Origin of the sequence: Cupriavidus pauculus (genome assembly GCF_003854935.1) — a bacterium.
Taxonomy (GTDB): Bacteria; Pseudomonadota; Gammaproteobacteria; order Burkholderiales; family Burkholderiaceae; genus Cupriavidus; species Cupriavidus pauculus_C.
In genome coordinates, this window is the sequence record NZ_CP033969.1 from 2,857,894 (window position 1) to 2,881,733 (window position 23,840).

Here is a 23,840-nt window from a genome sequence, read left to right on the forward strand (position 1 = left end):
AACGGGGCGCGGGATTTGCTTCTAGCAGGCTTGAAATTCCGCTGTCTGGCTCCCCTCTCCCGCCTGCGGGAGAGGGGTTGGGGGTGAGGGCGCTGAGGCTCTGCTTGCCGACTGGTCGCAGTTTGGACTGCTGGCCCTCTCCCCCGACCCCTCTCCCGCGTTGCGGGAGAGGGGAGCAAAACGGCGGGTCGGGTTGGAAATTGGTGGAACTTGACGCGCTCGCCCTCTCCCCCGGCCCCTCTCCCGCCTTGCGGGAGAGGGGAGCAAACCGGCGCGGGATTTGCTTCTAGCAGGCTTGAAATTCCACTGTCTGGCTCCCCTCTCCCGCCTGCGGGAGAGGGGTTGGGGGTGAGGGCGTTGCGGCTCTGCTTGCCGACTGATCGCAGTTTGGACTGCTGGCCCTCACCCCCGGCCCCTCTCCCGCGTTGCGGGAGAGGGGAGCAAAACGGCGGGTCGGGTTGGAAATTGGCGGAACTTGACGCGCTTGCCCTCTCCCCCGGCCCCTCTCCCGCGTTGCGGGAGAGGGGAGCAAACCGGCGCGGGATTTGAACCTAGCAGGCTTGAAATTCCCGCTGTCTGGCTCCCCTCTCCCGCCTGCGGGAGAGGGGTTGGGGGAGAGGGCGTTGAGGCTCTGCTTGCCGACTGGTCGCAGTTTGAACTGCTGGCCCTCTCCCGCGATGCTGGAGAGGGAAGCAAACCAGCGGCCCCGGGCGTTTCAACGCCCCTCAAACCACCCGATCCGCCCTGTCCATCGGCGATTGCGTTGGCTCTCTGGCCCCTGGGTCTGTCGCCGCGGCGGCCAAAGCAGCGTGGGCGCCGTGGGGTGAAAACTCCCGCACGCCGGCCAGATCGGCGCCGGACGGCGCCTGGTACAGCCGCAGCCCCAGTTCCGGCAGGATGGCCAGCAGGTGGTCGAAGATATCGCCCTGGATGCGCTCGTAGTCCATCCAGCCCGTGCGGTTGCTGAAGCAGTAGACCTCGATGGGGATGCCCTGCGAGTCGGGCTCCATCATGCGCAGGTTCAGCAGCAGGTCGTGGTGGATGTCGGGGTGCGCGCGCAGGAAGGCGATGCCGTACGCCCGGAACGTGCCCAGGTTGGTCAGCCGGCGGCGGTTCACCGGGTCGGTGTTCTCGCCCAGCAGCGCGCGGTTGGTCTGCTCCACCTCCTGCTGCTTGACCTCCAGGTAGTCGTGCAGCAGTCGGAACCGCATCAGCGCCGTCACCTCGTCGTCGTCCAGGAACCGCACCGTGGAGGCGTCGATCCGCAGCATCCGCTTGATCCGGCGCGCGCCGGATTCGAACATGTGGCGGTAGTTGCGATAGCTTTCCGAGAACAGCTTGTACGTGGGCACCGTGGTCACGGTGTTGTCCCAGTTCTTGACCTTGACCGTGTGCAGCGCGATGTCCATCACGAAGCCGTCGGCGTTGGACTGCGGCATTTCGATCCAGTCGCCAATGCGCAGCATGTCGTTCGACGTAAGCTGCGTGCTGGCCACCAGCGACAGCAGCGTGTCCTTGAACACCAGCAGCAGCACCGCCGACAGCGCGCCGATGCCCGACAGCATCCACAGCGGCGAGCGGTCGATCAGGATCGACAGCACCAGCACGCCGCAGACCAGCCACAGGGCCAACTGGGCAATCTGGACGTAGCCCTTGATGGACCGCGTCTGGGCACGCCGGCTGTTGGCGAAGACGGTCTGCCAGGCCGCCAGCACGCCGGACAGCATCAGGAACATGCTGACCCACGTGCCGGCGTGCGCCAGCCGTTCGATCAGGATCGAGAATTTGCCCAGGTCAGGCACCTGGCTGATGCCCACCGTGATCACGGCCAGGAACACCGCGTAGCCCAGCCGGCGATAGGTGCGATGGCGCATCAGCGCGGCGGCCCATTCGCGGTTGCCGGACAGGCTCAGCACGCGGTAGACCACGCGGCCCACCACCCGGGCCACCAGCCACTGCGACAGCGCGGCGATCACCACCAGCGCCAGCACATACAGCGAGATCTGTGCCCAGGGATGGGCGGGAATGCGTTGCTGGAACAGGTCCAGCAGGGCGTCAAATGTCATCGGGAGAATGCAATCGGTCGGACCGGACAAGCCCCGAGTTTACTACCACCGCCCTGCCCGGCCCGCCGCCGGCCCGGCCTACCTGGCGTGGGGCGCGTACATCGCCATCAACTGGTCGTCGCTGAAGCCCCACTGCTTGGCGTCCTCGAAGGCGATGACCGTGTCGTCGTCGTGCGACAGGTCCAGCACTTCGGGCGGCAGCGGCTTCGAATCGGTCACCGAGTAGAACACCATCACGCGCGGCCGCAGCGGTTCGCCCTCGTTCTTGCCGCAGACCACGGCCAGCCGGCCCGAGCGCAGCCGCAGCACCGTGCCCAGCGGATAGATGCCGATGGTGCGCGTAAACGCCTTGAACACGCGGCGGTCGAACAGCGTGTCGACGCGCACGGCGATGTACTCCATGGCCCGCGCCGGCGACCACGCCTGGTGGTTCGGCCGCGGCGACGTCAGCGAATCGTACGTGTCGCAGATGGCCGCGATCTTGGCGTGGATGCTGATCTCGTGCTCCAGCAGCCCGAACGGGTAGCCCCGGCCGTCCACGCGCTCGTGGTGGTGCACGCAGACGTCGAGCGGGATGTTCGTGTAGAGCCGGGCCTCGTTCAGGATGCGATAGCCGGCCGACGGGTGGCGCCGCATCTGCTCCTCCTCGGCCGGCGACAGGTCGCCCGCCTTGAGCAGCAGCGCGTCGGGCAGCGTCAGCTTGCCGATGTCGTGCACCAGCCCGGCCAGCCCCAGTTCGCGCACCTCGCCGTCGGGCAGCTTCAGGTTGCGGCCGACGGCGATCATCAGCGCGCAAACCGAGAACGCGTGCAGGTAGGAATAGTCGTCCTTGGCCTTGAGCCGGGCCATAGCCAGCAGCGCCTGGGAATGGCGCGACAGCGACGTCGATGCGGAATCCACCAGCAGCAGCGCGCCGTGGGTTTCCAGCGCGCGGCCCATGCGCACGTCGTTGAACAGGTTGCCGATCAGCGCGCGGCCGGTCTTGATCAGCTCGCGCGCCCGTTCCAGCTCGTCCTCGAAGCTGGCCTCGGGCGCGTCGTCGCCGGCGTCGGCCTCCATGGTCTCCGGCGTGGCCGGCGTGGGCAGGTTGCGGCCCTTGAGGATGTCGATCCAGACGTCCTGCACGTTGGCCGACTGGATCTGCTCCACCTGCTCGTCGCTGGTGACCAGGAACCGCGACCGCCAGAACGGGTGGTTCATCCACGGCCCGCCCAGCCTTGCCACGAACATGCCAATCTGTAGCTGTTCCGCCTTGATTCTTCTCAGCATGCGCTCGCCCCTATCAAATGGCCCGCGCGGACGCGCCGCGCGCTGCCGATCAAGCGGGGCTCTGGTCAGGCCCCGTCTTGTGATGACACTTCTCGTTGGCCGCCTTTATCGGCAGCCTGCCCGCTTTCTTTAGTTTTTTTCGCATTCCGGCCGATGGCGCGGCATCCGCCTGCCGCGCGGCCCAGGCCAGCAGCCAGCCCCCCAACCCCAGCGACAAGACGATCAACCCGGCGCCAGCCACGCGCTGGTCGTCCAGCAGGTAGCTGGCGCAGAGCCGCGCCGGCGCGTCGACGAACAGGATGCCAAAAGTCAGGCCCATCCAGACCAGGTTGCCGCCAAAAAACAACACCAGCGGCCACGGCGCCAGCCGCACGGCCAGCGCGGCGGCCAGCCCGGCCGCGCAGACCGACACGTCGCGCGCCACCCCGAGCGGCCACGCCATCCGCGACAGGTCGATGGCGATCGGCAGCATCCAGACGCCATAGCCGGCCGACGCCGCCACCAGTAGCGCCAGCGCATGGGGCCGCAGCCGCACCAGCGCGCGGGCACGGCGCCGAGGCGCCCAGCGGGCCGCCAGCACGTGCGGCAGCAGGCAGCCCGCCGCGAACAGGCCCGGCAGCAGCGCGAGCATCAGCAGCGCCATCGACGACTCGAACAGGCCGCGCAGCGGCGGCAGCGCGGGCAGCCCCAGCAGCGCCGCCAGCCACCAGCCCGCGCGGATGCGCCTCATCGCGGCCCCCGTCGGGCGTGGGCCAGCGCCGATGCATAGGCCGTCTGGAAGTTTTCGAGCGGATAGGTCGCCAGCACCGTGCCGTCGGCGCCGACCACATGCAGGCCGCCATTGTGCGCAAAGCCGCCCAGGCCATCCGGGATGGCGATCACGTCGGCATCGGCCAGCAGCCGCGCCATGTCGGCCGGGGCCACGGCCGCCGCCACCCGCCAGCCCGGCGGGCGGGCGTGGTGGGTGCTGGCATAGCCGCGCAGGTCCGGCAGCGTGTCGCGCGGATCGAACGACAGCGACACCAGCGCGATGCGGCCGGCCATGCCGACGGCGTCGCGCTGCCGCTGCAACTGGTCGAACTCGGCGCCCAGCGCCCGGCAGACCGTGGCGCAGCGTGTGTAGATGAAATCGACAAGATAGACGGCCGGCGGCGGATCGTCGGCCATCGCAGCCGCACCGGCAGCACCGGCGGCACCGGCCCCGCCGAACAGCCGCACGCGCTGGCCGTCGTGCGTGTGGACGTCAATCGGCGGCAAGCGCAGCGTCTGGCGCGCGATATGGGCCGCGCGCCGCTGGTCGAGCGTCCACGCCGACAATCCATCGGTTAACCCGTGGATTGCCGCGCCCGCCAGCGCCAGCACGCCGGCCAGCACCGCCCACGGCGGCAGCGGCCGGCGCCTAGCCGCCCGGCTTGCCGAGGGCGGCGTCACCATCGTACGGCGCCTGCATGGCGGCGGTGTCGGCGCGGGCGGCGGCCACGGTCGCGGCCGTCACGGGCGGCGCGGCATTGCCCCACTGGCTGCGCACGTGCGTCAGCACGGCGGCGATCTCGGCATCGCCAAGCTGGTCGGCAAACGCCGGCATGGCGCCCTGGTAGGCCGTGCCCTTGACGGTCAGCTTGCCGGTCACCCCGCGCAGCACGATCCGCGCCGCCGTGGCGTCCGGCCCCGTCACCCATTCCGATCCGGCCAGCGGCGGAAACACGCCCGGCAAACCCTGCCCGCTGGCCTGATGGCAGGCCACGCAGCGGCTCTGGAACACGGCGGCGCCATCCACGGCGGCGGACTTCGGCTGGCCGCGCAGGTCGGCCTCGGTGCGGCGGTCGCCGAGTGCCGGCGGCTGGTCGATCGGCGCCGTGGCGATATACCACGCGCCCCACCCCACCAGCACGGCCACCATCGCCAGCACGTAGCGCGGAATCGGCGCGCGGTTCTCGTGCGGGTCGGCGTGCTCGCGGGCGCGGGCGGCCGTGGCGTGGCGGTCATCACGCGAATCTGTCATGTCAGTCTCCCGCCCTGGCCGCCGCCGGCAGTGCGGCCCCGGTCCGGTTCAGCGATTGCAGGTATGCCACCAGGTCCAGCGCGGCGGCCGTCGGCACCACCACCTTGCCGATGGGCGCATAGCCGGGCGGCAGCGGCACGGCCTTCTCGCCGGCCTCGGGCGCGTCCTTGACGTCGAACAGGTACGGGTAGCTCGGCATGATGCTGCCGCTGACGTACGCGCGCGGCTGGTACAGATGACCCAGGTGCCAGTCCGCGCTGGGCTGGCGCACGCCGATATTGAGCAGGTCCGGCCCGGTGCGCATGGTGCCCAGCAGGTGCGGCTTGTCGTAGTAGTAGTCGCCGGCCACGGCAGCCCGGCCCCAGCCGCGCCTGGCGTCCGGGGCAAAGCTGCTGTCACGCGGCTGCTGGGAATGGCAGTAGATGCAGCCGTTGGCGATGTAGACCTCGCGCCCGCGCAGCTGCGCGGGCGTATAGGGCTTGACGCCCTCGGTGGGCTTCACGTCATGCAGTTGCAGGTAAGGCAGCACCACCAGGGCGCTGGTCGCCAGCGCCAGCATCGTCATGCCGCCGGCCAGCAATACGTTTTCGTTGTTCATGGCTCAGACTCCCTGCGCCGGGCCGCGGCGCGGGTGGAACAGCGCCGGACGGTCGCGGTTGGGCCCCAGGCCCACGATCACGCAGACGAAATTGGCGGCAAAGCAGAGGTGGCTGGTCAGCATCATCAACCCGCCCAACGAGCGCGCCTTCAGGTACGGCACGGTCAGCAGCACCGAATCCATGAACGGCCGCGCGGCGTCCAGCATCGCCAGCCCCTGCAGCCAGCCGCCGATGGTCAGGCTGACGAAATAGACGCCGATGCCGCCCACGGCCAGCCAGAAGTGGCTGTAGATCAGCCAGCGGTACGGCCATTCCCGGCCCGTGATGCGCGGCACGATGAAATAGATGGCGCCAAAGAACGCGAAGCTGACGAACGCATAGAGCCCCAGGTGGGCGTGCGCCACGGTGTAGTGCGTGAAGTGGGCCACGCGGTTGACCCCGCGCAGCGCCTCGAACGAGCCCTGGATCGAGCTCAGCGTGTACATCATCCCGCCGAAGGTGACAAAGCGCAGCGTCGGCGAATCCACCAGCCGGCGGAAGTTGCCGCGCAGCGTCTGGTGCTGGTTGATCGAGAACGCGATGACCGGGATCAGCATCATCATGCTCTGCACCACCGACAGCGTGATCAGCCAGCCCGGTACCGGGCCGCCCACCAGGTGATGCCCGCCCACCTGGCCGTAGAAGAACGCCAGCGCCCAGAACCCCAGCAGCGACAGGCCGTACGACTTCACCGGCTGGCCGATGACCTTGGGCAGGAAGTAGTAGATCGACGCCAGCGCCAGCGGCGTGTAGAACAGCCCCAGCACGTTATGGCCGAACCACCAGTTCATCGTGGCCTGCTCCACGCCAAAATGGAGCCCGGGGAAGTTGGCCACCAGGAACAGCACCGGGAACCAGAACAGCGCGCAGCCCATGTACCAGACCGACACGTAGAGGAGATCCACCTTGCGGTTCAGCAGCGTCAGCACCAGCGGAAAGCCGACGAACGCGCCGCCGGCCACGAACAGGATGTCTACCTGCCACGGGATCTCCAGCCATTCGAGCCCGTCCGAGATGCCCGCCGCGATGCTGCCCACGCCCGCGATCAGCCCGGCGTTCCACAGCGCCGCGCCCAGCACGGCCCAGCGCGCGCCCACCAGTTCGGTGCGCAGCAGGCGCGGCAGCAGGAACATGGCGATACCCAGCCCGGCCATCGGCGCCCAGCCGTAGGCCACGGCATTGAGGTGGATCGTGCGGATGCGGCCGAACGTCAGCCACGGCACCGATGCCCACAGGTCGGGCGCATGGAGCTTGACCGATGCCGTGAGCCCGGCCGCCGACGCCACCACCAGCCACACCATCGCGCAGCACAGGAACAGGAAGACCACCGGCGCCGACGACCGGTCGGCCGCCTCGCGCGAGGGGTCGGGCAGCCCGGCGCGGGCAGCGCCGGGGTCTTCGGGATGGCCGGTTTCGGCATCGCCGAAGATGACCCGCGCGGCGGCCGGCGAGGTATCGAAGAAGCCTTTCTGCATGCTCCAGATAAACGCCCCGAGGGCGAAGACGGAGAGCAGGAACGCTGACAACAGGATGGCAACGGTGTTCATGGCAGGCGCGCGGGCGCGGGCGGACATCGGGGGCGGAACAGGTCAGGCACCGGTCGCGCCGGGCGACCTCCCTGAAAAGTTGCATCGAAGATACCGATTCAGCCGGGCCGGGCCAATCATCCTTAGGTGCTACTGCGGCCGCGGCCGCCGCCGACTAGAATTCGCGGCCCCTGCCACGTCCAGGCACTTTGTTGGGCACCCCGCAGACACGCGCCCGCCCGTGGCGCGACACTGTCGGCGCCGCCCCGTCCTGCGCAGAAAAGCCTTGAAAATGGCGGCCACTTGCCGTTATCTGTTGTCGACCACCGCCATTGCGTCTTTCCCGCTTGATGCATACCCACTACGACAACCTCAAGGTTTCCCGCGACGCGCCGCCCGAAGTCATCCGGGCCGCCTACAAGTCCTTGAGCCAGAAATACCATCCCGACCGTCACGCCGACGGCGAGGAAGCCAACCGCATCATGCGGCTGCTGAACGCCGCCTACGACGTGCTGCGCGACCCCGACAAGCGCGCCGAGCACGACCAGTGGATCGCCGCCGAGGAAAAGCGCGAGGCCGAGCAGCAGTTGCGCCGCGCGCAGGCCCAGCGCACCGCCGCCGCCCAGCGGCAGGCGGCCCAGCGCCAGCAGGCGGCCCGGCAGGCCGCGCGGCCCGCGCAGGCGGGCGGCGGCACCGCCGGCCAGGCCCGGCCAGGGCCTGAGGACAGCCAGCAGGACGCGCCGTTCCGCGCGCGCAAGGCGTCGCGTCCGCGCGCCGAGCGTCCGGCCCGCAACCGTCCCGCCGATGGCCCGGCCACGCCGCTGCCGAAGTACGGGTCGTTCGCGCTGTACGCGGCCATCGGCGCGATCATCCTGATCCTGCTGGGCGACTGGTCCGGCAGCGGACAGGCGTCGGCCAGCGACGGCACCCGTGCGGCGCAGCCGGCCAGCACGGTGCAGACGCTGGCCAAGGCGCTCACGCCGGGCGCGGCGCCTGGCGCGTCCGATCGCCGCTACACGCGGCCGTCGATGACGCCGCGCGGCATGCCGTGGCCCGACCACTCGGGCTACCTGCCGGGCTATCCGGTACTCAATGGGAATGGACTGTCGACGCTGACGGTCGACAACTCGGGCAGCGCGTCCGACGTCCTGCTGAAGCTGGTGGCCGTCGACGGCAACGCGCCACTGCCCGTGCGCACGAGCTTCGTGCGGGGCGGGTCGTCGTTCACGATGGAAAACATCTCGCCGGGCGCCTACGACCTGCGCTACCAGAGCCTGGATTCGGGCGAGATCTTCCGCTCCGAGCGCTTCGACCTGAGCGAGATCCGCGAGGCCCGTGGCACCAGCGCCAATCGCAACGTCTTCAAGCTGTACGCGGTGCCCGGCGGCACCTCGCGCTCGGTGGCGATCTCCGAGCGGGAATTTCCCTGACGCGCCACGGCGTCAGGGCATGGCCGGCGCGGCCGGCGCGGTCGGCACGATCGGCCACAGGCGGGTGGATCAATACGCCTTGGGTTGCGGCTGGCCGTTGGGCGGCACGTAGGGCTTCGGCTTGGGTGCCGCCGGCGGCACATTGCCGTAGAGCTTCTGCCAGCGTGACTTCAAACCGTCGGCAATTTCCTTCTGGTTGTACTGCTCGGCAAAGTCGATCACCGTCATGCCCTGCTGGTTCTTCAGGCGCAGGTCCGCGCCCTCGTCCAGCAGCAGCTTGACCGTGTCGATATGGCCGCCGCGCGCCGCCATCATCAGCGGCGTGGTGCCATTCGGGCTTTCGGCGTCGATATAGGCCGCATGGTCCACGAGGTACTTGACCACGTCGTTGTGGCCGTTGGTCGCGGCGTAGTGCAGCGGCGCCCAGCCCTTCTTGTTGACCTCGGCTTCCTCGCCGTCGACCATCAGCTTGATCATGTCCAGCTCGCCGTTGAGCGCCGCCATCATCAGCGCGTTCTCGCCAGCCGGGTTGGTCTTGTCGAAGTCGATGTTCTTGGCCTTGATCAGCGCCGTGGCCGCCTTCTTCGATTTCTCGCGCAGCGCCACCACCAGCATCGGATTGCCGCGGTTGTCCACGAGGTTCGGGTCCACGCCCTTGGCCAGCAGCTTCTGCACCGTGTTACCGTCGTCGAATTCCACGGCCTTGCGCATGTCGTCGGCCGGGGCGGCCTGCACCAGCGCGCAGCCCGACATCGCCGTCAAACCCACCAGCGCCATGGCCGACGCCAGCCGTCGAATCTTCAGATCAAGCATGAGAATTCCTGTCTATGTGCTTGAAAAGGCGGAAGAAGTTTTCCGTGGTCTGTTCCGCCACCTTTTCCACCGGCTCGCCGCGCAGCTGGGCGATGAACTCGCCCACATGGCGCACCCAGGCCGGTTCGTTGGTCTTGCCGCGGTATGGCACGGGGGCCAGGTACGGCGAATCGGTCTCGATCAGCATCCGGTCCAGCGGCACCTTCTTCGCCGTTTCCTGCAGGTCGGCGGCGCTCTTGAACGTGACGATGCCCGAGAACGAGATATGGAAGCCCTCGTCCAGCGCCTGCTTCGCAATGTCCCAGGTCTCGGTGAAGCAGTGCATCACGCCGCCGGCCTCGCGGGCGTTTTCCTCGCGCATCAGCCGGATCGTGTCGTCGGCCGACGAGCGGGTATGGATGATCAGCGGCTTGCCGGTCTGGCGCGCGGCACGGATATGGGTGCGAAACCGCTCGCGCTGCCATTCCATGTCGGCGATGCTGCGGCCGTTGAGCCGGTAGTAGTCCAGCCCGGTCTCGCCGGTGCCCACCACGCGCGGGTGGGCGGACAGGGTCACCAGCCGCTCCAGCGTCGGCTCCTCGGCGTCTTCCTCGTAATCGGGATGCACGCCCACCGACGCGTAGAGATTGGGATGCTGCTCGGCCAGCGCGAGCACGCGCGGGAAATCCTCCAGCGTCACCGAGATGCACAGCGCGTGCGTGACCTGGTTGGTCTTCATGTTTTCCAGCAACTGGGGCAGGCGCTGCGCCAGCTCGGGAAAATCGATATGGCAATGGGAGTCGACAAACATGGTGCTGCCCGTATCAGTCGAGCCGGCGGCCCAGGATCACCAGGTCGCGCTCCACGCCATCGAGCACGGCCACGCGCGGCAGGTCGCCCCAGCGCGAGAAGCCGTGGCGCTCGAACAGCGCCAGGCTCGGCGCGTTATGGCCAAAGATAAACCCCAGCAGCGTGTTCACGCCCACCTTGGGCGCATGCGAGATGGCCTCGTCGAGCAGCAGCCGGCCCAGGCCCTGGCCGCGGAAATCCTCGTGGAGATAGATCGAGACCTCGGCCGTGGCGCCGTAGGCGGGCCGGCCGTAGAAGTCCGAATAGCTGACCCAGCCGGCCATGCGGCCATCGGCGGCCTCGCAGACCCAGAGCGGACGGCGCGCGGGCTGGTGCGCATCGAACCACGCCTCGCGCGACGCCACGCTGACCGGCTCGGTATCGGCCGTGACCATGCGCGACGCCACGGTGCTGTTGTAGATGTCGACGATGCCGGGCAGGTCGTCGCGCGTCGCCAGACGCAGCGTGAAACCAGATTGACTCATAAATACAATAACTTGCGAAGCAAACTTCGCCTTTCACATCAGGTTAGAGGGTCTGCGTGGGGCGCCCCGATTCGATGGCCTTGCCCAGCAGTTCCTCGACCGCGCGCCGCAGCACGCGGCCGTTTTCGTCGTCCGGCAGATGCACGCCCACGCCGGGCGTCTTCATCGGCGTGCCGGCCGGGGTGATCCATGCCACGGTGCCCTGCACCTGGTACTTCTGGGGCCGGTCCAGCAGCGACAGCACCAGGAAGACCTGCTCGCCCAGCCGGAACGGCCGGTTCGACGGCACGAAGATGCCGCCGCGCGCCAGAAATGGCATGTACGCGGCGTACAGCCCCGCCTGGTCCTTGATCGACAGCGACAACACGTTGGGCCGCTGCGGCGCGCCGCCTGCGGGCCCCGTGGCCGGATTGCCGGGTATCGCCCCCGCTGCGCGCGGCGGCGTCGTGACTGGTGCATTCATGTTCGACCCCTGACTGCTGCCGGCTTGTGCCGGCTATTGGATTTAGGAAACACGTGGCTCGACTTTTACCACGTGTGCCCATCGATGCCTATGCTTTTGTACCGGTCAGCGGAACAACTGGCGGTAGTCCAGAAAGACCGATTCCATGACCAGCCGCGCCGCCAGCGGATGACTCTCGCTGCGCCGGTGATTGACCAGCCGCGCCGCGAACGCCTGCAGCCGGTGCGCGTCGGTGGCGCCGGCGCAACGGGCCAGCGCCGCCTGCTCCTTCGGGAAGTAGCGCACCGCGCCCGTGCCGACGCACAGCGCCAGCAGGTCGTAAGTCCAGCGCTGCAACACACCCAGCACGGCCGGTACCGGCAGCTTCTGGAGCTGGTCGGCCGCCGCCAGCGCATCGAACGCCGCGCCGGCGCCAAGCTGGCTCACCAGCCAGCGTTGCAGCGGCTGCTCCTCGGCCTCGGCGGCGTGCAGCGCGGTCAGCGGCGCGCCGCCGGCCACGGCCAGTTGGGCCTCGACGTCGGCCACGCCCTGGCTGCGCAGCCAGTCCAGCGCCGCCGCCAGGGTCGGGCGCGTCACCGAGAACTGGCGGCAGCGCGACAGGATAGTCGGCAGCACGCGGTCGATGCGGTCGGTCACGAGCAGGAAGACCGTCGACGGCGGCGGCTCCTCCAGCGTCTTGAGCAGCGCGTTGGCGCCCTCGGTCTGCAGCGCATCGAGCGGATAGACCACCACCACGCGCAGCCCGGCCCGGTGCGTGCCAACGCCCACCGCCTCGATCAGCCCGCGCACCTGCTCCATGCGGATGATCTTGCTGGGCGCCTTCTTCTTGCTGCCGCCCGCCTCGGCATCACCCTCGGCCGCGTCGCCGGCTTCCAGCGCCTCCGGCCGCACCACGGTGAAATCAGGATGGTTGCCCTGGCTGAACCAGTGGCAGGCGCTGCACCGGTCGCACGGCTGGCCGTCCGCCAGCGGCGTCTCGCACAACAGCCCCTGCGCAAAGTGCAGGGCGAGGTCGCGCTTGCCGATGCCTTGCTGGCCATGCAGCAGCAACGCATGGGGCAGCCGCTCGCGCAGCACCGCCAGCCGTTGCCAGTCGTCTTGTTGCCAGGGATAGAGCATGCAGATCAATCGGTTAGCGCGTGGTGCTCATGTATTGTCGGAGGCGTCCGCAGACACATCATCACACGCATATATCTTCGGAATATCAGAGGCTTGCGAGGATTTCTTCAAGCGTCACGCGAATCTCGTCGATCGAGCGCGTGGCGTCGATCACGCGAAAGCGCTGCGGCGACTCGGCGGCCCGGCGCAGGTACTCGGCGCGGGTGCGCTCGAAAAACGCGCGCGACTCGGCTTCGAACTTGTCCGGCTGCCGCGCGTTCGCCAGCCGGGCGGCGGCCGTTTCCAGCGGCACGTCGAACAACAGCGTCAGGTCCGGCTGCAAGGCGCCCTGCACCCACTGCTCCAGCACCTCCAGCCGCGCACGCGGCAGGCCGCGCCCACCGCCCTGGTAGGCAAACGTGGCGTCGGTGAAGCGGTCGGAGATCACCCAGTCGCCCCGGGCCAGCGCCGGTTCGATCACTTCGGCGATATGTTCGCGGCGCGCCGCGAACATCAGCAGCGCCTCGGTCTCCAGGTCCATCTGGCGATGGAGCAGCAGGCGGCGCAGGTCCTCGCCCAGCGGCGTGCCACCGGGTTCGCGCGTGGTGACGACGGTGGCGCGTTCGCGCAGGCGGCCGGCCACCCATTCGACATGGGTACTCTTGCCGGCGCCGTCGATGCCTTCGAAAGTGATGAATCTGCCGCGCATGGAATCAGGGTTTCCCGCGCTGGTACTTGTCGACCGCGCGGTTGTGTTCAGGGAGAGAGCTGGAAAAGTGGCTGCTGCCGTCGCCACGGGCCACGAAGTACAGCGCATCGGTGGGCGCCGGCGTGGTGGCCGCGGCCAGCGAGGCCAGGCCCGGCAGCGCGATGGGCGTCGGCGGCAGGCCCGTCCGGGTGTACGTATTGTACGGGGTGTCGGCCTGCAGATCGCGCTTGCGCAGGTTGCCATCGAAGGTCGGCCCCACGCCATAGATCACAGTCGGATCGGTCTGCAGCATCATGTTTTTGCGCAGCCGGTTGACGAACACGGCGGCGATCATCGGCCGCTCGCCGGCCTGCCCGGTTTCCTTCTCGACAATCGACGCCATGATCAGCGCCTCGTACGGCGTCTTGTACGGCAGGTCCGGCGCGCGGGCGTTCCAGGCGTCGTTCAGGCGCTTCTGCATGGCCCGGTAGGCGTGCTTGTAGAGGTCGATGTCGCTGCTGCCGCGCGCGAACAGGTAGGTATCGGGAAAGAACAGCCCTTCGGGTGACGTCTCCGCCGCCCCGATGGCCTGCATCAGCTCGGCGTCGGTCATGCTCCGGGTGTCGTGCCGGAGCGCCGGGCTGGCATCCACGGCCGCGCGCATCTTGCGGAATTCCCAGCCCTCGATCACGGTGACCACGTAGTGCGACACCTCGCCCCGGGCCAGTTTCTCGATCACGTCCAGCGGCGTCACGCCGGTTTCGAACTGGTAGCCGCCCGCCTTCAGGTCGGCGCCATGCCCGGTCAGGCGGGCCAGCAACTGGAACAGGCGCGGGTCCATGGGCACCCCGCCGCGCTGGATCTGCCGGCCGACGCTGGCCACGCCGGAGTTCGGCTTGACGATGACCTCGACGGGCGACGCGGACAGCGTGAGCGGCTGATGGGCCCACCAGGCAAAGCCGCCGGCAGCGGCGACGGCAAAGACCACCAGCGCCCCGACCAGGCGCGAGAACAGACGTTTCATGAAAGTGAGGATAGGGCCCGCCGCCTTGCCCCCGCCGGCGGGTCGGGATCAAGGGCGCGGCCGGCCGGAATGGCGACAGGCCCATATAATACCGGCAGCCTTGTGGCCGATGTGTCACCGAGCGTTACCGTCCGGCCCGCACACGTTGTGTTTCGCGCGTGGCGCCCCCAATTCACCGCATCCCTTCGATTTCCAGGACCGTTCCGCATGTCCGCCAATGATTTCCCGTCGCTTGCCGACAGCCTCGCCGCCCTGCCCGCCGCCGGCATCGTGACCGCCCCCGCCGGGCTGGGCCTGATCCGCGTGGCCGGCGACGACGCCGCCAGTTTCCTGCACACCCAGCTCACCAACGCCGTGGAAGACCTGCCGGCCGATGCCGCGCGGCTGGCCGGCTATTGCTCGCCCAAGGGCCGGCTGCTGGCCAGCTTCCTGGCCTGGCGCGACCCCGACGGCATCGTGCTGCAGTTGTCGGCCGACATCCAGCCGGCCATCCAGAAGCGGCTGTCGATGTTCGTGCTGCGCGCCAAGGCCAGGCTGTCGGACCTGTCCGCCACGCATCGCGTGCTGGGCGTGGCCGGCGCCGGTGCCGAGGCCGCGCTGGCCCAGGCCGGGCTGCCGGCGCCGCACGGCCCGCTGGCCGTGGCCCAGGCCGATGGTGCCACCGTCATCCGCCTGCCCGACGCCGAGGGCCAGCCGCGCTGGCAGGTGGTGGCCGCCGCCGAGCGCGCCGCGTCGCTGCAGCAGGCGCTGGGCGGCACGCTGGCCGCCGCCGCGCCGGCGTTCTGGGACTGGCTCGACATCGGCGCGGGCATCCCGCGTATCGCCGCCGCCACGCAGGAGCAGTTCGTGCCGCAGATGATCAACTTCGAGCTGATCGGCGGCGTGAATTTCCGCAAGGGCTGCTATCCGGGCCAGGAAGTGGTGGCGCGCAGCCAGTACCGCGGCACGCTCAAGCGCCGCATGTGGCGCGTGCATGGCGAAGGCGACGTACCGGCGCCGGCCGCCGAGATCTTCCGTCCGGAAGACCCGGGCCAGCCGTGCGGCATGGTGGTCAACGCCGCGCCCGCGCCGCAGGGCGGCTGGGACGGCCTGGCCGAGCTGAAGATCGACGCCGCCACGGGCGCGCTGCACCTGGGCGCCGCCGATGGCCCGGCGCTGGCCACGCGTGCGCTGCCGTACGAAGTGCCGCTGCCCAACGAGGCCGAGGCGGCCGGCTGAACGCCCCCGGGAACTCCACCATGAGCGATCATCTCTACGTCTACTTCAAGGTACCCGACGCGCACGCGGCCGACGCCCTGCCGCACTGGCACCGCTGGATGGAAACGGTCGCCGAGGCAACCGGGATTGGTGGTACGCTGATGCGCAGGCCCGAGACCCGGGCCGGCCTGCAGACGTGGATGGAGTGTTATGCCGATGTCCCGCCCGCGTTCGATGCAACGCTCGACGGTCTCTGGCGCCAGAGCGGTCTGGCGCAATGGATCAGCGGCGAGCGCATGAGCGAGCGGTTCATCGACCTCGACGCGCTGTAGCCCCCGCGGGCCGCGGCGCCGTAGCAAAGGAAGCCCCATGTGTCTGATACTGGTGGCCTGGCAATCCCACCCGGACTATGCCCTGGTGGTGGCCGGCAACCGCGACGAATTCTATGCCCGCCCGGCGGCGCCCGCGCACTGGTGGCACGACGCCCCCGAGGTGCTGGGCGGCCGCGACCTGGCGGAAGTGATTGGCGATGCCGGCACGTGGATGGGCATCGCCAATGCCGCGTCGCCCGAATGGCCCGACGACTCCCGCGCGCGCTTTGCCGCGCTGACCAACTTCCGCGCCCCGTCCGAAAAACGCACCGACGCCCGCTCGCGCGGCGAGCTGGTGTCGCATTTTCTGCGCGGCGGCCAGGGCCCGGCCGACTACCTGCAGGACCTGGCCCGCGCGCACGGCGCCTACAACGGCTTCAACCTGCTGGCGAGCGACCTGCACGATCTCTGGTGGTACAGCAACCGGTCGAAGTCCGGCCAGCCGCAGCGGCTCAAGCCGGGCCTGTACGGCCTGTCGAACGCGCTGCTCGATACGCCGTGGCCCAAGGTGCGCAGCCGCGTGGGCGCGCTGTGCGAGGTACTGGCCGCCGACCGTGGCCAGTTCGGATCGAGCCCCGACCCGTACCTGCAGATGCTGGCCGATGAGAAGCAGGCGCCCGACTGGGAATTGCCCAGCACCGGCGTGGCCCCCGAGTGGGAAAAGCTGCTGTCGTCGGCGTTCATCCGCTCGCCCAGCTACGGCACGCGCGCCAGCACGGTGCTGCGTGTGCGCCATGACGGCCGGTTCGATTTCGTCGAGCGCAGCTTCGACGCCGACGGCCAGACCGGCGAGGTCAGCTACCAGGGCCGCCTCAACGTCACCCGCGACACCGGCACCGTGCCGGCTCCGCGCTAGTCCTCTACGCTAGACCCGCGCCGGGGCCGCGCCGACGTAGCGGCCGCGCGGGCGAATCACCTGCCCCACGCTCAACTGTTCCAGGCTATGCGCCAGCAGCCCGACGCTGCGCGCGATGGCGAACGTGCCGAACGCGGCGTCGTCCGGCAGCCGGTAGTGCGTGACCAACGCCGCCAGCGCCACATCAAAGTTCGGCTGCAGCCCGGTCAGCCGGGTGGACTTCTCGATAAAGCGCGCGATCACGGGCGGCGGATCGAACCGTTTCAGCAACGCCGCCGCGCGGGGGTCGCCCTCGGGATAGAGATGGTGGCCAAAGCCCGGCAGCGGCTGGCCCGTCGACAGATGGTGCGCCAGCACCTCGTCCTCGCCCTGGCGATCCAGTTCCGCGAACAGCGCCTTGACCCGGCCCGACGCATCGCCATGCAGCGGCCCCGACAGCGTCGTCAGCCCCGACAGCAGGCAGGCCGGCAGCGACGCCCCGGTGGATGCCGCGATGCGCGCCGCGAACGCCGAACTGGTCAATTCGTGGTCGAGCAGCAGCACCATCGCAATCCGTAGCAATTCGGCCACCGCTGGCGGCTGTCCCCAGCCCTGCGCCAGCCGCAGGTGCAGCGGCTGCGCGCCCGGCTGCGCGCCGAACGCATTGGCCAGCAATCCCACCAGCTCCTGACCCTCGCCATGCAGCACGCGCGTCATGCGTCCGTGCGTGGAATGGCCGGTCGCGGCGCGCTCGGCCAGGGCCTGGAACGCGGCCACGCGGCCCGGCTTGCCGATCGGCGTCGATGACGAAAAATCCACGGGCTGGGCGGCGTCCCAGAGCAGGTGCGCGGCCTGCTCCAGCGTGGCCGATTCGGCCAGCGCCACGGCGTCGTGGCCCCGGTAGTAGAGCCGCTCGCGCACGAATGTCGAGATGGCGGTGGGGATGCTCGGCTCGGCGCCGAACAGCGTGTTGGTGGCCAGCGTCTCGTGCTTGCGCCCGGCCTGCTTGCGGCGCGACAGCGTCGCCACGTCCTCGGCGCGGTACAGGCTGCGGCGCGTATCGGTGGGGTCGGACATGACCTCGATCTTGCCGCGGCTCACGTATGCATAGACGGTCTGCGGCCGCACACCCAGGCGCGAACACGCCTCGTCCATCGAAATCCAGGTTCCCACAAGTCACTCGCTTAGCTGATTTATGTTGATTTTATATATCAAGATTGCATCGACAATCAACTATTGCCTACGATGCTGTCAACCTGCAACGAGAGACAAGCCCCCGCGATGAAGCCCCAGATCCTGCAACTGAATCCGATCCTGATCCCGGCCGCCAATGAAGAGCTGGCCGCGCTGTACCAGGTGCACAAGTTCTTCGAGATCGCCGATCCGGCCGCCTGGCTGCGCGAGCACGGCGCGTCGATCCAGGCCGTCATCACCGGCGGCCACACCGGCATTTCGCGGGCGATGCTGGAGCAGTTGCCGGCGCTCAAGGTGGTGGCCGTCAATGGCGTGGGCACCGATGCCGTGGACCTGGCGTGGTGCCGCGAACGCGGGCTGCCGGTCACGGCGACGCTGGGCGCGCTGACCGAGGACGTGGCCGACCTGGCCATCGGCCTGCTGATCGCGGCCTGCCGCAACATCTGCGCCGGCGACCGCTTCGTGCGGGACGGCCAGTGGGAACTGCATCCGTCGCCGTCGGCGATTCCGCTGGCGCGCCGCTTCAGCGGCATGCGCGTCGGCATCGTCGGCATGGGCCGTGTCGGCCGGGCCGTCGCCACGCGCGCCGCCGCGTTTGGCTGCCCCATCCGCTATACGGACCTGCGTGCGATGGATGACGTGCCGCACACCTTCGTGCCCGGCCTGCTCGACCTGGCGCGCGACAGCGACGCGCTGGTGCTGTGCGCCGCCGCCGACAAGGCCGAGGGCATCATCGACGCCGCCGTGCTCGACGCGCTGGGCCCGCGCGGCTATCTGGTCAACGTGGCGCGCGGCCGGCTGGTCAACGAGGCCGATCTGGCGCAGGCCATCGAGGCGGGCCGCATCGCGGGCGCCGGGCTGGACGTGTTTGTCGACGAGCCGCGCGTGCCGGCGGCGCTGCGCCAGTCCGACCGCACCACGCTGCAGGCCCACCGCGCCAGCGCCACGTGGGAGACGCGCGGCGCCATGGCCCGCATGGTGCTGGACAGCGTGGCCGAGGCGCTGGCCGGCAAGCGTCCGACCATGAGCCTGACCACCTGAGCGCGCCATGGTGGCCATGACCGAATACGTCGTCCCGCCGCTGGCGCCGCGCGCGCTGCCCGTGGTCGGCAGCACCGCGCAGTTTCCCGTCGCCCGCGTGTTCTGCATCGGCCGCAACTACCGCTGGTCGCCCGACGAGCCGGCGCCGCGCGAGATGCCCGCGTGGTTCATGAAGCCGGCCACGGCCGTCGAACCCGCGCGTGACGCGCTGCCCTACCCGCCCGGCACCGACGAGTTCTGCCATGAGGTGGAACTGGTGGTCGCCATCGGGCGCGGCGGCCGGGACATCGACCCGGGCCAGGCGCTGGCGCATGTCTGGGGCTATGCGGTCGGGCTCGACATGACGCGGCGCGACCTGCAGCGGGTTGCCAAGCAGTCCGGCGGCCCGTGGGAACCGGCCAAGGCGTTCGACCATTCGGCGCCGTGCAGCCCGATCCTGCCGGCAGCGCGCTGCGCAGACCCGGCCAGCGGCGCCATCCATCTGTCGGTCAATGGCGAGACGCGCCAGCGCGCCGATCTGGCCGATTTGCTATGGCCGGTGCCCGAGCTGGTGGCGATGCTGTCGCGCTCGGTGGCGCTGCTGCCGGGCGACCTGATCTTTACCGGCACGCCGGCCGGCGTCGCGCCGTTGCAGCGCGGCGACGTGGTGCGCGCCGGCGTGGCCGGCATCGGCGATATCGCGCTGACCGTCGGCTAGACGGCCCCGCCCCCGCGACACAACACAACAGGAGACACCATGAACGCATCCCGACGCATTGCCCTGGTGACCGGCGCTGGCAGCGGCGTGGGCCGGCTGACCGCGCTGGCGCTGCTCGACGACGGCTGGACCGTCGTGCTGGCCGGCCGGCGCGCCGACCCGCTGCAGACGCTGGTGGCCGACGCCGCCACGCGCGGCCAGACCGCGCTGGCCGTGCCGACCGACGTGACCAACCCGGCCAGCGTGCAGGCGCTGTTCGACACCATCGAGCGCGCGTTCGGCCGGCTCGACCTGCTGTTCAACAACGCCGGCGTCAACGCCCCGGCCGTGCCGGTCGACGAGCTGCCGCTGGAAAAGTGGTTCAACGTGATCGACACCAATGTGACCGGCGTCTTCCTGTGCGCGCGGGCCGCGTTCGGCCTGATGCGCCGCCAGACGCCGCAGGGCGGCCGGATCATCAACAACGGCTCGGTGTCGGCCCACACCCCGCGGCCGTTCACGGCGCCGTACACGGCCAGCAAGCACGCGGTCAGCGGGCTGACCAAGGCGCTGGCGCTCGATGGACGCGCCTACGGCATCGCCGCCGGACAGGTCGACATCGGCAACGCGCTGACCGAGCTGTCCGAGCGCATGACGCGCGGCGTGCTGCAGGCCAACGGCACCACGGCGCCCGAGCCGATGATGGACGCCCGGCACGTGGCCGACGCCGTGCGGCACATGGCGTCGCTGCCGCTGGACGCCAACGTGCTGAACATGACCGTCATGGCCACGGCCATGCCGTTCGTCGGCCGCGGCTGACTTCCCGATCCCCGCGCGCCCCGGCTTGGCAGCCGGGGGGCGCCACCAGAGTTGACATCAGCTCAACCGCATCCATACGGAGACAAACCATGCGTATCGCCACTCGCCCGTTCACGACCCTGATTGCCACGATGGCCGGCTGCGCCGCCATGATGGTGGCGCCCGGCACGGCCCTGGCCCAGCCCAACTACCCCGCCCGTCCGGTCACGATCATCGTGCCCGCGCCCGCTGGCGGCGGCATCGACCTGATCGCGCGCGTGGTTGGCGAGAAGCTGTCGGTCAAGCTGGGCCAGCCGTTCGTCGTGGAAAACCGCCCCGGCGCGTCCAACAACCTGGGCACGGCGATGCTGGCCAACGCCAAGCCGGACGGCTACACGATCGGCATCGTCGGCGGCAGCCACAACATCAACAAGTTCCTGTTCAAGAACCTGGGCTGGGACCCGGAAAAGAGCTTCGAGCCGATTGTCTACACGCACGAGATTCCGCTGGTGTTTGCCGCGTACCCCAAGCTGCCGGTCAAGACCGTGCCGGAACTGGTGACGTGGATGAAGGCCAATCCGGCCGAGGCCAAGGTGGCCACGTCGGGCCGTGGCAGCGCGCAGGAAATGGCCGCCGAGATGTTCCGCATGGTCAGCGGCGCGCCGGTGCTGCTGGTGCCGTACAAGGGCTCGTCGGCCGCGCATCCGGACCTGATCGCGGGCCGCACGGTGCTCTACATCGACACGATCAGCGCCATCCAGGAACAGGTGAAGTCGGGTAACGTGCGGGCGCTGGCGGTGTCCACGCGCAAGCGGTCCAAGGCGCTGCCGAACGTGCCGACGGCCGAGGAACAGGGCCTCAAGGGCTACGACGCCAACACCAATGGCGGCTTCCTGGCGCCGGCCGGCACGCCGAAGGAAATCGTGGCGAAGCTCAATGCCGAGATCAACGCCGCGCTGAAGCTGCCCGAGGTGCGGGCCAAGCTGGAAGCGGCCGGCATCGAGGTACAGGGCGGCACGCCGCAGGAGTATGCGGCGCTGATCAAGTCGGACCTGGCCAAGTGGGGCAAGGTGGTCAAGGAGGCGGCGATCCAGCCGGAATGACCATCGGGCGGGCCCGCGCCGCCAGGCGCCGGGCCTAGCCGATACGCTTGCGCATCTCCACGTGCGGGATGCCGGCTTCCTCGAATTCCCCGCCCACCTGCGCAAAGCCCACGCGCGCATAGAACGGCGCGGCGTGGGTCTGGGCGTTCAGGATCAGCTCGGCGTAGCCGAGTTCGGCCGCCTTGGCCATCAGGGCGTCCAGCACCCGGGCACCCATGCCGGTGCCGCGCGCCGATTTCAGCACCGCCATCCGGCCGATGTGGCCGTCGGGCAGCAGCCGGCCGGTCGCCACGGGCGTGCCGTCGGCGTCGAAGGCCAGCGCGTGCCAGCTTGGCGCGTCCATGTCGTCCCATTCCAGTTCCACCGGCACCCCCTGCTCCTCCACGAACACGCTGTAGCGGATGGCGCGGGCGCGCTCGCGGGCGTCATCCCATGGGCAGACCAGGACGGAATTGGCAGTGGCGGACATGATGCGGGGGAATCAGGAAGTCGGAAGAGAGGCGCAATCATACGCCGCGCCCGGTCAAGCCGCCAACGCGCGCTGTGCGATTACCGGACAGCGCGCGCACCATCCTAGGGATAACCCGCCTGCCACACGTTCGTGAAATTTGTATGATGACCTGACTACCCGATGACGTGACGACGATGTTCCAGAAGATTCCTGCCCGTGCGCTGACCGACAGCGTGGCCGAACAGCTACTCGAAAAGATCGAGGGCGGCGTGTTCCCGCGCGGCGCCAAGCTGCCGACCGAGGCCGTGCTGTCCGAGGAGTTCGGCGTCAGCCGGACCGTGATCCGCGAGGCCATCGCCCGGCTCAAGTACGAGGGGCTGGTGGAATCGCGCCAGGGCAGCGGCGTGTTCGTGACCGAGCAGGCTGGCATCCGGCCGCTGCGGATTGACTACACCGACGTCGCCACGCTGGAATCGGTGCTGCAGATCGTCGAGCTGCGCCGGTCGATCGAGGCCGAGGTGGCCGCGCAGGCCGCCCGGCGCCGCTCCGACGCGGCCATGGCGGGCATCGACGCCGCGCTGGCGCGCATCGATGCCGAGGTGGCCGGCGGCGGCGACGGCGTGGCCGCCGACGTGGCGTTCCACCGCGCCATCGCCGAGGCCACCGGCAACCCCTACTTCCTGAAGACGCTGGCGTTCCTGAGCCAGTACCTGGAAACCGCCACGCAGGTCACCCGGACCAACGAGGCGCGCCGCGAGGATTTCTCGCGCCAGGTGCGCGAGGAGCACCAGGCCATCGTCGCCGCCATCCGCGCGGGCGACCCCGACGCCGCGCGCAACGCGGCCCAGAACCACATGTACAACGCGGCGCGCCGGCTCTCGCAGCTTGGCGACGACGACAGCGCCGCCGGCGACCTGCCGTCCGGCCTGTCGCACTGAGGAGAATTCCATGTCCAGAAATATTGGCGTCATCGGCCTGGGCGCGATGGGCTACGGCGTGGCGCAGTCGCTGCTGCGCGCCGGCTTTCGCGTGCATGCGTGCGACCTGCGCGACGACGTGCTGCGCCGCTTTGCCGATGCCGGCGGCGTGCCGTGCGGCAGCCCGGCCGAGCTTGGCGAACGCTGCGACGTGGTGCTGACGCTGGTCGTCAACGCCGCGCAGACCGAGGCCGTGCTGTTTGGCGAGCAGGGTGCCGTGCCGAAGATGGCGGCCGGCAAGCTTGTGATTGCCAGCGCCACCGTGCCGCCCGGCTTTGCCGAATCGCTCGGCAAGCGGCTGGCCGGCCATGGCCTGCTGATGCTCGACGCGCCGGTCTCGGGCGGCGCGGCCCGTGCCGCCAGTGGCGAAATGACGATGATGACGTCGGGCCCGGCCGATGCCTACGCGCTGGCCGAGGACGTGCTGGCCGCCATCGCCGGCAAGGTCTACCGGCTGGGCGACGCCCACGGCGCCGGCTCCAAGGTCAAGATCATCAACCAGTTGCTGGCCGGCGTGCATATCGCCGCGGCGGCCGAGGCCATGGCGCTGGGCCTGCGCGAGGGCGTGGACCCCGACGCGCTGTACGACGTGATCACCCATAGCGCCGGCAATTCGTGGATGTTCGAGAACCGCGTGCCGCACATCCTGGCTGGCGACTACACGCCGCTGTCGGCCGTCGACATCTTCGTGAAGGACCTGGGCATGGTGCTGGACACGGCCCGCACCAGCAAATTCCCGCTGCCGCTGTCCGCCGCCGCGCACCAGATGTTCATGATGGCGTCCACGGCCGGCCACGGCGGCGAGGACGATTCGGCCGTCATCAAGATCTTCCCGGGCATCGACCTGCCGCAGCCCAAGGAGTAAGA

The 23,840-nt window shown here is 69.5% G+C and carries 26 protein-coding genes; 10 read left to right on the forward strand and 16 right to left on the reverse strand.

Annotation, left to right across the window (positions count from 1 at the left end):
- Window positions 1-725: 725 nt before the first annotated feature.
- The 7 genes from EHF44_RS14575 to EHF44_RS14605 all read right to left on the reverse strand — a co-directional run bounded on the left by EHF44_RS14575 (window position 726) and on the right by EHF44_RS14605 (window position 7,522).
- Window positions 726-2,066 carry a mechanosensitive ion channel family protein gene (locus tag EHF44_RS14575; RefSeq protein WP_124684318.1) on the reverse strand — a complete coding sequence of 447 codons (1,341 nt, stop codon included), beginning with the start codon at window positions 2,064-2,066 and terminating at the stop codon, window positions 726-728.
- 78 nt (window positions 2,067-2,144) lie between these two features.
- Window positions 2,145-3,335, reverse strand: a complete 1,191-nt coding sequence (locus EHF44_RS14580; protein WP_124684319.1) for an HD-GYP domain-containing protein — start codon at window positions 3,333-3,335, stop codon at window positions 2,145-2,147.
- A gap of 49 nt (window positions 3,336-3,384) precedes the next feature.
- Window positions 3,385-4,065 carry a hypothetical protein gene (locus tag EHF44_RS14585; RefSeq protein WP_216643957.1) on the reverse strand — a complete coding sequence of 227 codons (681 nt, stop codon included), beginning with the start codon at window positions 4,063-4,065 and terminating at the stop codon, window positions 3,385-3,387.
- Window positions 4,062-4,769, reverse strand: coding sequence for an SCO family protein (locus tag EHF44_RS14590; RefSeq protein WP_124684320.1), 708 nt, complete (start codon window positions 4,767-4,769; stop codon window positions 4,062-4,064). The genes EHF44_RS14585 and EHF44_RS14590 overlap by 4 nt, the downstream gene beginning before the upstream one ends.
- Complete coding sequence (locus EHF44_RS14595; RefSeq protein WP_124684321.1) at window positions 4,735-5,337, reverse strand: c-type cytochrome; 603 nt, start codon at window positions 5,335-5,337, stop codon at window positions 4,735-4,737. Before EHF44_RS14595 ends, EHF44_RS14590 begins: the two co-directional genes overlap by 35 nt.
- A 1-nt stretch (window position 5,338) precedes the next feature.
- A complete protein-coding gene (locus EHF44_RS14600) occupies window positions 5,339-5,935 on the reverse strand; it encodes a cbb3-type cytochrome c oxidase subunit II (RefSeq protein WP_124684322.1) in 597 nt (198 codons plus the stop codon).
- 3 nt (window positions 5,936-5,938) lie between these two features.
- The gene (locus EHF44_RS14605; RefSeq protein WP_124684323.1) at window positions 5,939-7,522 is read right to left on the reverse strand and encodes a cbb3-type cytochrome c oxidase subunit I; all 1,584 of its coding nucleotides are present in this window, start codon (window positions 7,520-7,522) and stop codon (window positions 5,939-5,941) included.
- Window positions 7,523-7,851: 329 nt separating this feature from the next.
- On the opposite strand from EHF44_RS14605, the gene EHF44_RS14610 reads away from it, so the two are divergent.
- Window positions 7,852-8,931: a J domain-containing protein gene (locus tag EHF44_RS14610; protein ID WP_124685112.1), complete on the forward strand. Its 1,080-nt coding sequence runs from the start codon at window positions 7,852-7,854 to the stop codon at window positions 8,929-8,931.
- 69 nt (window positions 8,932-9,000) lie between these two features.
- Here EHF44_RS14610 and EHF44_RS14615 read toward each other — a convergent pair whose 3' ends face one another.
- The 7 genes from EHF44_RS14615 to mltG all read right to left on the reverse strand — a co-directional run bounded on the left by EHF44_RS14615 (window position 9,001) and on the right by mltG (window position 14,330).
- Window positions 9,001-9,744, reverse strand: coding sequence for an ankyrin repeat domain-containing protein (locus EHF44_RS14615; RefSeq protein WP_124684324.1), 744 nt, complete (start codon window positions 9,742-9,744; stop codon window positions 9,001-9,003).
- A complete protein-coding gene (locus EHF44_RS14620) occupies window positions 9,737-10,534 on the reverse strand; it encodes a TatD family hydrolase (protein ID WP_124684325.1) in 798 nt (265 codons plus the stop codon). Before EHF44_RS14620 ends, EHF44_RS14615 begins: the two co-directional genes overlap by 8 nt.
- Before the next feature lie 13 nt (window positions 10,535-10,547).
- Window positions 10,548-11,057, reverse strand: coding sequence for a GNAT family N-acetyltransferase (locus EHF44_RS14625; protein WP_124684326.1), 510 nt, complete (start codon window positions 11,055-11,057; stop codon window positions 10,548-10,550).
- A 43-nt stretch (window positions 11,058-11,100) separates the two neighbouring features.
- The gene (locus tag EHF44_RS14630) at window positions 11,101-11,520 is read right to left on the reverse strand and encodes a PilZ domain-containing protein (RefSeq protein WP_253699856.1); all 420 of its coding nucleotides are present in this window, start codon (window positions 11,518-11,520) and stop codon (window positions 11,101-11,103) included.
- Between the two features lie 105 nt (window positions 11,521-11,625).
- The gene (locus EHF44_RS14635; RefSeq protein WP_124684327.1) at window positions 11,626-12,639 is read right to left on the reverse strand and encodes a DNA polymerase III subunit delta'; all 1,014 of its coding nucleotides are present in this window, start codon (window positions 12,637-12,639) and stop codon (window positions 11,626-11,628) included.
- 85 nt (window positions 12,640-12,724) lie between these two features.
- Window positions 12,725-13,327 carry a dTMP kinase gene (gene tmk / locus EHF44_RS14640; protein ID WP_124684328.1) on the reverse strand — a complete coding sequence of 201 codons (603 nt, stop codon included), beginning with the start codon at window positions 13,325-13,327 and terminating at the stop codon, window positions 12,725-12,727.
- A gap of 4 nt (window positions 13,328-13,331) precedes the next feature.
- Window positions 13,332-14,330: an endolytic transglycosylase MltG gene (mltG, locus tag EHF44_RS14645; protein WP_124684329.1), complete on the reverse strand. Its 999-nt coding sequence runs from the start codon at window positions 14,328-14,330 to the stop codon at window positions 13,332-13,334.
- A gap of 207 nt (window positions 14,331-14,537) precedes the next feature.
- On the opposite strand from mltG, the gene ygfZ reads away from it, so the two are divergent.
- From ygfZ to EHF44_RS14660, 3 genes are read left to right on the forward strand one after another with little or no spacing between them, the layout of a single operon-like run.
- Window positions 14,538-15,548: a CAF17-like 4Fe-4S cluster assembly/insertion protein YgfZ gene (gene ygfZ, locus EHF44_RS14650; RefSeq protein WP_124684330.1), complete on the forward strand. Its 1,011-nt coding sequence runs from the start codon at window positions 14,538-14,540 to the stop codon at window positions 15,546-15,548.
- Window positions 15,549-15,568: 20 nt separating this feature from the next.
- Window positions 15,569-15,859 carry a DUF4936 family protein gene (locus tag EHF44_RS14655; RefSeq protein WP_124684331.1) on the forward strand — a complete coding sequence of 97 codons (291 nt, stop codon included), beginning with the start codon at window positions 15,569-15,571 and terminating at the stop codon, window positions 15,857-15,859.
- Window positions 15,860-15,896: 37 nt separating this feature from the next.
- Window positions 15,897-16,754 (forward strand): NRDE family protein, encoded by an 858-nt coding sequence (locus EHF44_RS14660; RefSeq protein ID WP_124684332.1) that lies wholly within the window; start codon window positions 15,897-15,899, stop codon window positions 16,752-16,754.
- 9 nt (window positions 16,755-16,763) lie between these two features.
- Here the strand turns inward: EHF44_RS14660 and EHF44_RS14665 are convergent, their stop codons facing one another.
- Window positions 16,764-17,888 (reverse strand): citrate/2-methylcitrate synthase, encoded by a 1,125-nt coding sequence (locus EHF44_RS14665; protein WP_172966120.1) that lies wholly within the window; start codon window positions 17,886-17,888, stop codon window positions 16,764-16,766.
- Window positions 17,889-18,014: 126 nt separating this feature from the next.
- Between EHF44_RS14665 and EHF44_RS14670 the strand changes: the two genes are divergently transcribed.
- From EHF44_RS14670 to EHF44_RS14685, 4 genes are all read left to right on the forward strand, one after another.
- Complete coding sequence (locus EHF44_RS14670) at window positions 18,015-18,968, forward strand: 2-hydroxyacid dehydrogenase (RefSeq protein WP_124684334.1); 954 nt, start codon at window positions 18,015-18,017, stop codon at window positions 18,966-18,968.
- 16 nt (window positions 18,969-18,984) lie between these two features.
- Complete coding sequence (locus tag EHF44_RS14675; RefSeq protein ID WP_124685114.1) at window positions 18,985-19,665, forward strand: fumarylacetoacetate hydrolase family protein; 681 nt, start codon at window positions 18,985-18,987, stop codon at window positions 19,663-19,665.
- A 39-nt stretch (window positions 19,666-19,704) separates the two neighbouring features.
- Entirely contained in the window at window positions 19,705-20,463 is a 759-nt protein-coding gene (locus tag EHF44_RS14680; RefSeq protein ID WP_124684335.1) for an SDR family oxidoreductase, read from the forward strand.
- Between the two features lie 89 nt (window positions 20,464-20,552).
- The gene (locus EHF44_RS14685) at window positions 20,553-21,545 is read left to right on the forward strand and encodes a Bug family tripartite tricarboxylate transporter substrate binding protein (RefSeq protein WP_124684336.1); all 993 of its coding nucleotides are present in this window, start codon (window positions 20,553-20,555) and stop codon (window positions 21,543-21,545) included.
- 34 nt (window positions 21,546-21,579) lie between these two features.
- On the opposite strand, the gene EHF44_RS14690 is transcribed toward EHF44_RS14685, so the two are convergent.
- Complete coding sequence (locus tag EHF44_RS14690; RefSeq protein ID WP_124684337.1) at window positions 21,580-22,014, reverse strand: GNAT family N-acetyltransferase; 435 nt, start codon at window positions 22,012-22,014, stop codon at window positions 21,580-21,582.
- A gap of 176 nt (window positions 22,015-22,190) precedes the next feature.
- Between EHF44_RS14690 and EHF44_RS14695 the strand changes: the two genes are divergently transcribed.
- Together EHF44_RS14695 and ltnD are read left to right on the forward strand one after the other, a co-directional pair.
- Window positions 22,191-22,934, forward strand: coding sequence for a FadR/GntR family transcriptional regulator (locus EHF44_RS14695; RefSeq protein WP_124684338.1), 744 nt, complete (start codon window positions 22,191-22,193; stop codon window positions 22,932-22,934).
- A gap of 10 nt (window positions 22,935-22,944) precedes the next feature.
- Entirely contained in the window at window positions 22,945-23,838 is an 894-nt protein-coding gene (gene ltnD / locus EHF44_RS14700; RefSeq protein WP_124684339.1) for an L-threonate dehydrogenase, read from the forward strand.
- The last annotated feature ends 2 nt before the right edge of the window (window positions 23,839-23,840 follow it).